The following is a 12,203-nucleotide window of genomic DNA, read 5'->3' on the forward strand; positions in this document are numbered from 1 at the left end:
GTGACAGCCTTGCGTTCACTCATCGAAAGCTCCATGGCTCACACTGCCGAAGCGGCGGACACCACCCCCGACGGACACGCCGCCACGCGGGCATTCTCAGATGATTCCTCGAAAACCGCTACGCGGGCATCTTTGATGAGTCAACTCGACGTCTAGACTGGGCGACGGCACAGGCGTAGTCTGATGCTCCGTCGCCTCTGGGGGGATAACCGGATGGAAAGCATGCTGCGGGATCGTTGCGGTTCGGCCGCTCGCCCACTCATGCTTGCCGCGTTCCTTGCGCTGATTTGCCTCGTGTGGGGTGCAGGAACTGCCGACGCCGCGCCGTCCGTGCCCGCCGCGGGGCCTACGGTCGTGGTTCTAACGGATCTTGGCTTGTCCCAGCACGATCCTGCCTCGCCCCCGAACCAGGCCTCGGCCGCAGCCCGACCGGTGACGCATCCCCTTCAGACCGTCTCCGCACGGGCGCTGCCTAGAGTCAGCGGATTGCCGGGCTCGTCCAGCCCCGGCCCGATCACGGATGTGCCGCTTCCCGTCGCCCATCCGGCCGGGGTGACAGCTCCTGCCGTCTCTGCAGATCCGGTCGCGAACCAGACACCTTCTGCTGTTGCAACCGTGGTCGGGAGCGTCGCCCCCGTCGCTAACAAGAATGCGCCGGTTCTCACACGTGCCGCGCCGGTCATCCATCAGACCGCAAAGGTCATCGACTCGGCCGCCAGCGTCGCCCCCGTCGTTAACCAGGATGCGCCGGTTCTCACACGTGCCGCGCCGGTCATCCATCAGACCGCAAAGGTCATCGACTCGGCCGCCGGGGCGGTTCCAGTCCAGCTCCCCGTCCCCGCGGTGGTGCCGGTTCCAGTCCAGCTCCCCCTCCCCGCAGTGGTGCCGGTTCCAGTCCAGCTCCCCCTCCCCGCAGTGGTGCCGGTTCCAGTCCAGCTCCCCCTCCCCGCAGTGGTGCCGGTTCCAGTCCAGCTCCCCCTCCCCGCGGTGGTGCCGGTTCCAGTCCAGCTCCCCCTCCCCGCGGTGGTGCCGGTTCCAGTCCCGCTCCCGGATACAAGCAGCAAGGTCGTTACTCCGAGCACTCGGCCGGCCGCTGCCCCGGCCACTCACGCGCCCGCAGCAAGGCCGCAGCCAACCTCGGCAGGCCATGCCCAGAACACTGCGGTCTCGGGTCCCGGCCTCGCGCAGCCCCGGGTTAACGCCCCCGCGATTGGGGCGCTGTCGGCCGTTGCCGGCTATTTGGCACCTTCCTCCGACCCGGAGGCCACGCTGGACCCAGAGGTCCTGCTCTTGCTGTCCGCCGCGCAAGGCTCCTCGGGCTCCTCGACTTCCGGACCCGGCGGCAGCGGTGCCCAGGCGGCCGGAGACGCCGCCGGATTTTGGAATCCCTGGGAGGCGCGCAGTAGCGCCCAGGCGCCGGACCTTGCGCAGGCGCCGGCGACAAGTCCGTCCTTTGACCCTGGATCTTCCCCTGACTGAATAGGCCCTCTCTGCCCTCCCACGGGCAGACAACGGCCACCGACGCCCCTCGGCGTTCGGATTCAAATTTCAGTCAGGAGAATAGTCATGTCCATCCACGCCCCCTTCCTTCATGCCGCTTCCGCTGCCGCCCACCGCGGCTCCGTCTCCGGCCACGCACCCGCTCGGGTCGGCAACTGGCCGGACCCGATGTGCAACCGGTCCGGCGTCGGCAACTGGCCGGACCCGATGCGCCCTTCGTGCCCTGCTTCGGGCAGCTGACCCAAGCGGCCGCTACCGACCACTCCCAGCACTATCGTCCCGGTGGTGCTGGGAGACGTGGTGCGACCCCGGCCTCCCTGTGAATCCAGTGTCGGGGTCAGTGTTCGAACTGAGTGTCTAAACATTTGAGGGGTGCTCTGAGCTGGGAAATAGTGGCTATAGAAGCCGCTATTACCGCCGAGCAAAGGAGCACCCTTCCGATGCCGACGTCTACGTGCATTTTCTTTGCCCTCCGGTCTTGACTGGTAGTAGCGTCGCGGAATGGCCAGGTATGAAGGTTCAGCCAATCCATGACAGTCCAGAAGAAATAGGAACGATGTTCACTCCGCCGCCGCATTGTTGGACGGTCGGCAGGTGGCGTAAGACCATCCATGATACCCAGCCAAACGGGGCGCCGGGACAGGGCCTCCGACGGGCGTTGCCCCGCCGGTCTCCTGCGAGCAAAAGACATCGAGTGGATGGCCCCAGCCGCAGATCCCGGCCACCTGAGGCGCGGCCAATCCCACAAATCGGCGGCAGCAGGCGGTCAGCAAGAGGACCGCTGGACGGCGAGCTGGATGGACGAAGCGGCTACATCGCCGGGGGGCATCAGGCCGGGGACTAATGGCAGAGTTGTTGCATCCGAAACGAAAGGCGGCCCCGTGTCCTATACATTCCAGGTGACTTTTGACTGCGCATGAGGGAGACGTGATGCCCGGCCGCACGCCGATTGAGGAGAGCGTGCGGCCGGAGTCTATGGATCGACGGCCGAGCCGGGGTCGGCATTTCAGGGCTTTTCTCAATGTCCCTCTTCGCGCTGAGAACAGCCTGAGAGCCGTCCCTCCACGTTCCCGCATCCCACCGGCCGGACCGGAGCTGCAGCCCACCCCGTGAGGTGGGTGGCGGCCCGGGCGAGTTCCAACGCCGCACCCGGGCCAACCACCGCTGCGCGGCCCGCCCCACTGCGGGCGGACGGCCACGGCATGCAAGAACCTACCTCCGGCACCCGCCGCGCGGCAAGAGCCCGGGACCTACAGGATCAGAGTGCCCGCGCTGCATCCACGCCGGGGAGAGCCCCGCAGCTAGTGTTGACAAGAAGGCAAATAGAAATCGGGCTGGAGGTCACTGCTGCATGAGCGAACCTTCAACGTTGAGTTTTACCCTGACGTACGCCGCCACACTTGGAGTGGCGCTGCTGTTCTTCCTGGCCCAGGTCATCGCCATGAGCGTACTCCTGGCCTTGGCCGGAATCAGCGCTGCACTGACCGGGACACTCCAGTCCATGGCCCGGCTCCTGTCACGGTTCTGACCTCCACCCTCTAATACTTGGATCTGCTCGCAGGCTGGGGAGAAGTTACGGTCGAACGAGAGCGCAGGTCGAAACCGAAATCTTCAGGCCGGCGACAGGACGCGGCTGAGTCGTCGGAGTAACCCAATCGACCATTGAAGCAACCACGATTGTCCGCAAGCCGATCGGCTTACGGGCGTGCCGGTGGCGTCGTCCGTGCGCTTCGCAAATTGCTCAGAAACCAAGAGCGGGCGCGGCGCACGGCGAGATAAAGTCTGTTGACCGCCTGGGACGATGCCTCGGTGCCAACGTCGTGAAATGACCCCATCCCGCCTCGATAGTAAAGACCGTCGAGAGCATTTGAGGCAGCCTCACGCAGAACGCGGCGGTCTGTGATGCCGATGAACTGCCCGTCGAGCCAATCGGCAACTTGGTTACGCTGTTTGTCCTGCTCGAGTCGGGCGACGGCACCCAGCTCTGCCGTGGCGGCAACTAAATGCACTTCGAACCCTGAACGTGAGGCATGGGGCAAGCGGCGGTCCTGCGCCGGCCGGGGGATGAACAGGTGATGGGCGGCACGGCCTGACTCTCTCGAGGACGCGGACGCTTTACTTTTGGGGAATGTGGTTAGTTCGTCTTGCAGACGACCTCACAGTGGCGAAAGAACGCAATCTGGGCGGTCGCTACGGCGCACCCCCGAGTGGCCGTCAACGGGTCGACGATAGTTGCACCAGGCAAGCTGTCGTTAGCTCCGCTGATTCCCGGAGGGATGGCAAGCGGTGCAGTGCTCGCGGGTTTCGTCGGCTCCTTGTAGAAGCCGCGAACGTGCGCCTATCATGTGGCTGACGTGGGCAGTCGACGCCCTGCGCAATGAAGTAGCTGACGTCCATGCCGCGGTCCGCCATCCTTCGGTTCCCGAGGAGTAGATCGTCATGAACGAGTATCCATTGATCGCCGACCATGGTCTCATCGGTGACCTGCAGACGGCGGCGCTGGTCGCCACCAACGGCACCCTGGACTGGTTTTGCAGTCCACGCTTCGACTCACCCAGCATCTTCGCGTCGCTGCTTGACCATGCCCGCGGCGGTCACTTCAGCACCCGGCCTGTCGCCGAAGCGTTCGCCACGAAGCAGCTCTACCTTCCTGACACGGCGATCCTCATCACGCGATTCCTGACCAAGGGAGGGGTCGGCGAACTGGTCGACTTCATGCCCAAGACCGGCACGTCGCCCAGCGAAGAGCATCGCCTGATCCGGATGGTGCGATGCGCGCGGGGACGGATTTCTTTCGACATCGAGGTGGCCCCCCGGTTCGACTACGGCCGGCGGACTCACCGGCTCAGCGTCTGCGGCGACGGCGCCCTCTTCGATGCCGGCGAGGCCCGGCTGGCCCTCAGCCGCATCGGCGAGGAGGGGGACGAAACTCCCGACAGCTATGACGACACAGTCGACGGCGACCTGCACCTTTCGCTGAGTCTGGAGGAAGGCCAGGTACGCGGCGTCGTTCTGGACACGGCTCCGGATGCTGAGCCGCGGAAGATACGTCCCGCAGAGGCCCAGCGGCTGGCAGACGCCACCGCGCACTTCTGGCAGAACTGGCTCAGCCAATCCACGTACACCGGCCGCTGGCGGGAGGTGCTGGAGCGGTCCGCCATCACACTGAAGCTGCTGACCTATGCGCCGACCGGGGCCCTGGTGGCCGCTCCCACCGCCGGCCTGCCGGAAGAGATCGGAGGGGAACGCAACTGGGACTACCGCTTCACCTGGGTGCGGGACGCATCCTTTTCTGTGCACACGCTGGTTCGGATGGGTTTCGTGGAGGAGGCCATCGCCTTCAGACGGTGGCTCGGCGACCGGGTTGCCGAACCGCTGGACAGCGGCACCGGCCCGCTAAACATCATGTACCGAGTGGACGGCAGCCGCGAACTCGACGAGGAGGTCTTGGCCGGCTGGGAGGGCTACCGCGGCTCATACCCGGTGCGGATCGGGAACGGAGCTGCCGGACAGCTTCAGCTGGACATCTACGGCGAAGCGCTCGACGCCATCCACTACATCGACCGCTTCGGCGTCAGGATCGGCCAGCCCGGATGGCTCGCCATTTGCGACGTGCTGGAGTGGCTTGCCGACAACTGGGACCGGCCGGACGAGGGAATCTGGGAGACCCGCGGCGGTCGCAAGGACTTCACGTACGGGAGATTGATGTGCTGGGTCGCGTTCGACCGCGCCATCCGACTCGCGACGGCGCATGGCCGGCCGGCGCCCCTATCGCGATGGATGGCGGAGCGGGACGCGATCTACAACCAGATTATGGACAAGGGTTGGAGCGCCGAACGTGAAGCCTTCGTGCAGCATTACGGCGATACGGTACTCGACGCCTCCCTGTTAAAGATGCCTCAGGTCGGCTTCGTGGCCCCGGAGGATCCCATGTGGCAGTCAACCCTCCGCGCGATGCACACCGAACTGGTGTCTGACAGCCTAGTCTTCCGCTACGACCCGAGCGCGTCTCCCGACGGGCTCGGCGGCCACGAAGGGACGTTCTCCATGTGCAGTTTCCTCTACGTGGACGCCCTGGCGCGAGCGGGCCGCATTGAGGACGCACGCCTTATTTTCGAGACGATGCTGACCTATGCCAACCACCTCGGCCTGTACGCCGAAGAGATCGCGGCCACCGGTGAGCAGCTGGGAAATTTCCCGCAGGCCATTACGCACCTCGCCCTCATCGATGCCGCAATGACTCTGAACGGGTGCCTGGACGCCGCGGAACAGAAGGGCCGCCCGGGGCGGATGCGGAGAGTAGCGGGATAAGTTCCTCGGTGCGTCAGCCACCATTCAGGGTGGCGGCAGCTATGCCGGCGAGGGCCAGCAGCATACCGGAGAGGAAAGTGCGGAATGAGGGACGTCGCTGCCGCAGGTGACCCACCACCCAGCCGAGTGCCGCCAGCCGCAAGATGATGATGGCCATCGCAAGCAGCAGAGCCTGCTCAGCGTCCAGCCAGCCCAGCCTGGCCGCGCCCAACAGCAGCGCCGGTACGGCGGTCGCCGAGACGATAGGAAGAGAATCGCGCAGCTGGTCCCGGAAGTGCTCCGGGGTCAGGCGCTGATCGGTACGCCAACGGAGGCCACCGACTCCGCGATTACGTGCGCCACGAATGTCGATACGCCGGTGCCCACCACATAGGCGACAGCTTTAGTCCCGTTCAGATCCTCCGAGTCAAGGGCCACGAGGGCCGCCAGCTCCCAAAAGGGCCCGCAGGCTCCACCTGACGTTCAACCTTTGCGAGTCACCGGGGACAGTCGTCAAGCACCCTAGGCCGTAGCCAATCGTCTTCGCGCCTTAGCAAGACGTATCCGGCGCCCGAATGCCAACGGGTCCAAGGATCAGCCGATATAGGCGGGCAAATCCGGCATTGTTAGGATCCCGCGACGGCCGCCCACTTGCCTAGGTCATGTCAACACCGCAACGCCACGGCATGAATAGGTACAAGGACATCCACGGCCACCAGGACAAGTCAGAAAGCAGATCCGGATGACCTCAGATCCCAGCAGGCGGAGGACCCCCTGGCCAGAGCCCTGAACCCGCCCCACGAAACCGAATAGGCCACCGCGGCGGCCAGGCACCAGCCACGGAACAGCGTCAGAGGAGCCCCGCGAGGGCAATGTACACACATTAAAAGCAAAACCCCCTCTGACGAGGGGGAATGCGTGCCCAAGGTGGGACTCGAACTGCATTCCCTCCCCCGCAGACACTGGGCACCCCCGGAAACATGCGGAATCCGGCCCGATCCGACCCACATACGACGCAGTCCGAAGCCCAAAGTGCGCACAATGTACACACCCCAATTTGGCAATCCTGGGCACTCGAATCGCCAGCTGCACGCAAATCGCAGTGGAGCGGCTCTTCGTTGTACTGAAATGATTCACCGGCATGAAAAGCGGCAGGACCACTCTAAGTTCGGGCATGCGGCTGTGTATGACCGTAGGCTACTGGCAATCCTCAGGTTCACGGCAGCAACCGCCCTTCACTCACCCCCATGCCGAGCGACAGACGCCCACGTCACCTTCGCCTACCGCAAGAGCCGGCTTCCTTGGACGCCACGGGGTTCATTCTTCTGGCAGTGGCCGCTTTCGGCGGTCCGACACGCTCCTCACATAATCGTGTCTGACGTAGCAGCCGATCTTGTTGCGGTCGGGATCGTACGCGAAAAAGCGCGCGCTCCTTTTTCTAAACTGGACTTCCCCGTGCTCAAAGCCGCGCCGGTCAAGTTCTGCCTCCAGATCGAAGACCGACTGCTCATCCCGCAAAGAGAGCGAGAATAGCGGATACGGCGGCGGATTGTTTGCCCGCTCGGGGTCTACCCACAACACAATGCTGGGGCCTCCCGTAACGCTCTTGATGGCCCAATTCACCACACCGTCCGGGCCTGGGAAGTCAAAGTCACGTTCGTAGCCGAAGATGTCCCGCCAGAACCCGAAGGCAACGCCGAGGTCTGAGACGGGGACTCGTAGATGATGAATGCCCTGGGCTTCCGGAAATCGCGGGCCATCCGTGTGAGTCCCGGTTGTCATTTGACCGTCGACATTACAGATCCGGTGCCCCGAAATTCGGCGAGCAACTTTCCGTGGTCGGTTGTGATGCTGATGTCGCAGATCGAGTTGCGTCCATAGGTTGTGCGGATGGCGGCCGTGGCCGTCAGCGCTGTGCCACCGTGGGCTGCAGCTATGAACGCGATTTCAGCGTTGCGGGTGACCGAGAGCCTGCCAAGGGAAGCGCAGCAGTAGGCAAACGCGGTGTCGGCAAGGAGAAACAGGTAGCCGCCGTGGACGATTCCATGGCCGTTGAGCATCTCCGGGCGGATCGGTTGCTCCAAAGTGACTCGTCCGGGTGATATGTCGCCCAGTTTGATACCGAGCGACAGGGCCGCCGGGTCCGATTCCTGCAGCGAGGTCACCAGCCGGCTCGCGCGCAGGGCTTGTTCATCGAGCAGTAGATCCACCTCGGGCATGGCTAGAGCACCTCGAGCAGTGCAGCGGCGCCCTGGCCGCCGCCGACGCACATCGTTACGACCACCCGAGATGCGCCACGGCGCCGGCCTTCAATCAGGGCATGTCCTGTGAGCCGGGCTCCGGAGACCCCGTAAGGGTGTCCCATCGCGATGGCGCCGCCGTTGACGTTCAGGATTGAGTCGTCGATCCCTAGCTTGTCCCGGCAGTACAGAACCTGGACAGCGAAGGCTTCGTTGAGTTCCCAAAGGTCGATGTCGTCGACGGTCAAACCTGCTTTGTCGAGGAGTCTCGGGACGGCATGGACAGGCCCGACGCCCATTTCGTCAGGTCGGCAACCGGCCACAGCGTAGGCGCTGAACCTGCCCAACGGCTCGAGCCCCAAACGCTCGGCCTGGTCCTCCGACATGACGACGCAGGCGGATGCGCCGTCGGAAAATCCACTGGCGTTACCTGCAGCCACGGTGCCGCCGGGGACTGCGCGGCGAATGGCGGACAAACCCTCGAATGTGGAGTCACCTCTGACACCGTCGTCTCTGCTGACCGTTATTGCTTTCGTCCGGGTCACGGCTGTCTTTTTGTCAACCACTACTGTGCGTGCTTCGACGGGCACAATTTCGGCGTCGAAGCGGCCGGCGGACTGCGCGGCGGCGGCTTTCAGGTGACTCGCGAGCCCATACTCATCCTGCCGGTCCCGGGTGATGGAATAGCGGTCGGCCACGGTTTCGGCGGTTCGCAACATGGGCCAGTAGATGCTGGGAACAGCAATGTTCAGTGTCGGATCCTTGAGCGTGAAGCTGTTCATTTGCTCTTGGACGAGGCTGATGGACTCCACTCCCCCGGCCACGGAAATATCGTACTGCCCCGTCATGACGCGCTGGGCTGCAGTAGCGATGGCTTCCAGGCCGGAGGCGCAGAAACGACTGACGGTCACGCCTGCGGTCGTATCCGGCAGGCCAGCCGCCAGCGCCCCCTGCCGCGCAATGTTCCCACCGGTAGCGCCCTCCGGGTTGGCGCACCCAAGCACAACATCATCAATTTGGTGAGGGTCCACGCCGGCACGCCTAACCGCTTCTGCGATCACGTGCCCCGCGAGGGCGGCACCATGTGTCAGGTTCAGGCCCCCAACCCACGACCTTGTAAGCGGTGTTCGCGCTGTCGAGACTATAACTGCATTTCTCACCGGAGCGCTCCTTCAACTTTCGCTTGGATCGTGGGATGCGGCTCCCAAAACGGGTCCGCCGTCTCTGTTTTCCAGCGCTCCATCGCATCGACCACGCGGTTCCAGTCGTAATTTTCCGCGAAGAACCAGGCACCACCACGGCGTCGTGGAAAGCCGTACCCGTTCACGAGGACGGTGTCGACATCGGCAGTGCCGGCCGCGATTCCGTCCGCTAGCGCAGCGGCTGCTTCGTTGACGAACGCGAAAATGCACCGCAGGACGATGTCCTCATCGGTGACCGTGGCCGTTGCGGCGAAGGGTCTAATGAGTTCGTCCACCCCGGGGTTGGGTGTAATTGTCCCGTCGTCCCCGTACATGTACCAGCCAGTTCCGGACTTCCGGCCGAACCATCCGTTCTGACAAACCTCGTCTGCAATGCGCCATGCCGGATCTGGCTCGTTGGCTGCTTTGCGCGCCAGCCATGGAATGTCGTTGCCAACGAGGTCGAGTACGCGGAACGGGCCCATGGCCATGCCCCATTCCTCCAGGAGGTGGTCGATCCTCTGGGGGGACACGCCGGACAACAAAAGAAGTTGCGCCTGCCGTAAGTACTGATCGAACAAACGGTTACCGATGAATCCGGGACCAACCTGCGCTATGACTGGAAGCTTGCCCATCCTGCGAACGAGAGCGACGACGGTGGCGAGGATGCTTGTCGAGGTCTCCTTGCCGTCAACCACCTCAACCAGCTTCATGACGCTTGCCGGGCTGAAGAAGTGCATTCCGACCACCCGCTCGGGATGGGACGTCATTGCGGCCAGGACGTTGAGGTCGAGCGAGGACGTGTTCGACGCAAGAATCGTTTCAGGGCTCACCACCGCATCGAGCCTGCGGAATACTTCCTGTTTGACGTCCATGTCTTCGAAGACCGCTTCAATTACGAGATCGACTCCTCCGGCGTTGTCGAGTCCCACTGCAGTTGTTAATGCTGAGAGCTGGAGGTGCCGTTCGTGGTCCGAGACCCGGCCGCGTGCCGCCGCGCGGTCTACTTCCGCTTTGATGGCGGCCGCGCCGGCATCGACCCTGTCCGACTCCGTGTCAATCAAGGTCACTGCAATTCCGACGGACAGGAGAGCCAAAGCGATGCCCCGGCCCATCGTGCCGGCTCCGACCACTGCGGCCGTGCGGACCGGCAGGATGTCAGGTGAATCCGCGTTCTTGCCGGCGTGGCGGTCGGACAGGAAGCGGTACCGTGCAGCCTTTGCCTCTGGCTGGGCCGCGAGTTGCTCGAAGAGCGCCAACTCCTTCGCCAGGCCCTGATCAAACGGGAGCTGGACAGCCGCCATGAGGGCGTCCAGGGCTGCGACGACGCCGGCGTTTGTATGTGGGCTGCGCTCAGCGGCCCTCTTGGCGTAGTTTACGATCGCCTCTGCCATCGGCTCGGATATCGGTTCGTCACGCAGGCGCCGTTTCCTGTCGCCCGTGAGGGAAGATGCCAGCTCAATCGCGGCCTTCACCGGATCGGAATCGACAACGTCGACCAGCCCGAGGCTGCGAGCGTCACCCGCTCTTATGGTTCTTCCCGTGACGATGAGGTCCACGGCGGCCTCCATGCCGACCGAACGCGGCAGCCGCTGGGTGCCACCAGCCCCTGGCATGAATCCAAGCGTGGTCTCGGGCAATCCGAGTTTTGCCTCTGGATGCGCGACTCGGGCCGTGCATGCGAGAGCGAGTTCAAGTCCCCCGCCGAGCGCCGCTCCGTAGATTGCTGCTACCGATGGCTTCGTCATTGCATCCAGGTACCCCGCGATGGTCAAATGCAGGGTCGGTTCCGCGAGTCCTTGCTCATTGTCGAACTCTGCAAGATCAGCGCCGGCACTGAAGTTGCGGGATCCGGTGATGACTACGGCATGGACACCCGGATCATGCTCCGAACGCTCCAAGGCGGCGAGCAAAGCCCGGCGCACGGGGCGGTCAAGGCAGTTTACGGGGGAGCTTTCCAGGGTGAGTATGGCCACCGACCCGACACGGGCGGTGGAAATAACGGGTGGTGCTGCCATCAGTTTCTCCTCGTTGAGAACAGGTCATTGGAAGTTTTAGTGATACGCGTGTTTGACGATCTTTCAGCTGGTGTCGCATAACAGGCTGGTTGGGTCGAACGGCAGTCAGCGCCTTGTGGGATCAGACCGCGGGTAGATCGAGGGAGCGAAAATGGGCAAGAGCGGGCTCGGTCCATTCGGCCCTACGTTCATGAAAGAGGGTGACAGCGCGGTGCCTCGGCCAGTCCCTCGGCAGGAGACTGTCCGGCAGTTCCGGGTCGAAAAGGGGAAAGTGCCGCCAGCTGGTTTCCATGTCTATCCAGGCCGAGAAGTGCTCCTTGGGTGAGGAAGGCTCCTCACTCTCGAACCTTGAGCAGAATGCGTCGTACCGCTCACGCAGGCTGTCCAGGTCCCAAGCTGTTGCCGCGATATCCCTAGGGGTGTGGATAGCCGGTTTGGAAGACGTGAACACGTAGGCGCCCTTGGGCCCGTCCACCGATTGCAGAAGCTTGATCGTTGCCTGCTCGTTCCCCGTGTGCGGGGAAATCCACAGTCCATTACCCAAGGAACCGAATCCCAACCACGCCAGCTCTGTGCGGAAGTGGTGCCGTAGCGCCCTGCTCTCCTCGGGCACCGTCAGGGCTACGAGCAGCCACTGCCCGTCCCATTCCCGCGGTCGGCCAAACGCCATGGTCCTGTTCCTGCCCGCTTCCAGTCCGGCAGCGGTGTCCGCGCTGACGGAGAGCAGCGAGCGCCGTCCCACCCGCTCGCTCGTGAGCCACCCGTCGCCTACCGCCCGACCAATCGCCTGGCGTGAGGCAGCCGTCGAAGAGCCGAGGCTTGTGAGGGCGTCGACCACCGTTTCCTGCCATAGGGAGGGCATAAGTGGCGTCATGATCTCGCCGATGATCGTCAGCAAGAGCGTCTTTGTGCGTCGCGTGGTCGTCGTCGACCCGGTTGTAGTGCTTGGCATAAACGCAGAATACATCATAATC

General features: G+C 63.8%; 9 protein-coding genes. 2 read left to right on the forward strand and 7 right to left on the reverse strand.

Annotation, left to right across the window (positions count from 1 at the left end):
* The first annotated feature begins 2,851 nt into the window (after window positions 1-2,851).
* Both AB4089_RS13425 and AB4089_RS13430 read left to right on the forward strand, forming a co-directional pair.
* Window positions 2,852-3,028, forward strand: a complete 177-nt coding sequence (locus tag AB4089_RS13425; RefSeq protein WP_441409786.1) for a hypothetical protein — start codon at window positions 2,852-2,854, stop codon at window positions 3,026-3,028.
* Window positions 3,029-3,939: 911 nt separating this feature from the next.
* Window positions 3,940-5,811, forward strand: a complete 1,872-nt coding sequence (locus tag AB4089_RS13430) for a glycoside hydrolase family 15 protein (RefSeq protein ID WP_441409787.1) — start codon at window positions 3,940-3,942, stop codon at window positions 5,809-5,811.
* 13 nt (window positions 5,812-5,824) lie between these two features.
* On the opposite strand, the gene AB4089_RS13435 is transcribed toward AB4089_RS13430, so the two are convergent.
* From AB4089_RS13435 to AB4089_RS13465, 7 genes are all read right to left on the reverse strand, one after another.
* Window positions 5,825-5,968, reverse strand: coding sequence for a hypothetical protein (locus AB4089_RS13435; protein WP_441409788.1), 144 nt, complete (start codon window positions 5,966-5,968; stop codon window positions 5,825-5,827).
* A gap of 128 nt (window positions 5,969-6,096) precedes the next feature.
* The gene (locus tag AB4089_RS13440) at window positions 6,097-6,228 is read right to left on the reverse strand and encodes a hypothetical protein (protein WP_441409789.1); all 132 of its coding nucleotides are present in this window, start codon (window positions 6,226-6,228) and stop codon (window positions 6,097-6,099) included.
* 879 nt (window positions 6,229-7,107) lie between these two features.
* Entirely contained in the window at window positions 7,108-7,572 is a 465-nt protein-coding gene (locus AB4089_RS13445; RefSeq protein ID WP_441409790.1) for a VOC family protein, read from the reverse strand.
* Complete coding sequence (locus tag AB4089_RS13450; RefSeq protein WP_441409791.1) at window positions 7,569-8,009, reverse strand: PaaI family thioesterase; 441 nt, start codon at window positions 8,007-8,009, stop codon at window positions 7,569-7,571. Before AB4089_RS13450 ends, AB4089_RS13445 begins: the two co-directional genes overlap by 4 nt.
* Before the next feature lie 2 nt (window positions 8,010-8,011).
* Window positions 8,012-9,190, reverse strand: a complete 1,179-nt coding sequence (locus AB4089_RS13455; RefSeq protein WP_441409792.1) for an acetyl-CoA C-acyltransferase — start codon at window positions 9,188-9,190, stop codon at window positions 8,012-8,014.
* On the reverse strand, window positions 9,187-11,229 hold the full coding sequence (locus tag AB4089_RS13460; RefSeq protein ID WP_441409793.1) for a 3-hydroxyacyl-CoA dehydrogenase NAD-binding domain-containing protein: 2,043 nt from the start codon (window positions 11,227-11,229) through the stop codon (window positions 9,187-9,189). Before AB4089_RS13460 ends, AB4089_RS13455 begins: the two co-directional genes overlap by 4 nt.
* A gap of 121 nt (window positions 11,230-11,350) precedes the next feature.
* The gene (locus tag AB4089_RS13465) at window positions 11,351-12,181 is read right to left on the reverse strand and encodes a PaaX family transcriptional regulator (protein WP_441409794.1); all 831 of its coding nucleotides are present in this window, start codon (window positions 12,179-12,181) and stop codon (window positions 11,351-11,353) included.
* Between the last annotated feature and the right edge of the window lie 22 nt (window positions 12,182-12,203).

The organism is Arthrobacter sp. 2MCAF15 (assembly GCF_052115605.1).
GTDB lineage: Bacteria > Actinomycetota > Actinomycetes > Actinomycetales > Micrococcaceae > Arthrobacter.

Excerpts from the sequence above, each read along its gene's own strand:
- AB4089_RS13425 (WP_441409786.1), top strand. The coding sequence starts at position 2,852 with ATGAGCGAACCTTCAACGTTGAGTTTTACCCTGACGTACGCCGCCACA.
- AB4089_RS13430 (WP_441409787.1), top strand. The coding sequence starts at position 3,940 with ATGAACGAGTATCCATTGATCGCCGACCATGGTCTCATCGGTGACCTG.
- AB4089_RS13435 (WP_441409788.1), bottom strand. The coding sequence starts at position 5,968 with ATGGCCATCATCATCTTGCGGCTGGCGGCACTCGGCTGGGTGGTGGGT.
- AB4089_RS13445 (WP_441409790.1), bottom strand. The coding sequence starts at position 7,572 with ATGACAACCGGGACTCACACGGATGGCCCGCGATTTCCGGAAGCCCAG.
- AB4089_RS13450 (WP_441409791.1), bottom strand. The coding sequence starts at position 8,009 with ATGCCCGAGGTGGATCTACTGCTCGATGAACAAGCCCTGCGCGCGAGC.
- AB4089_RS13460 (WP_441409793.1), bottom strand. The coding sequence starts at position 11,229 with ATGGCAGCACCACCCGTTATTTCCACCGCCCGTGTCGGGTCGGTGGCC.
- AB4089_RS13465 (WP_441409794.1), bottom strand. The coding sequence starts at position 12,181 with ATGCCAAGCACTACAACCGGGTCGACGACGACCACGCGACGCACAAAG.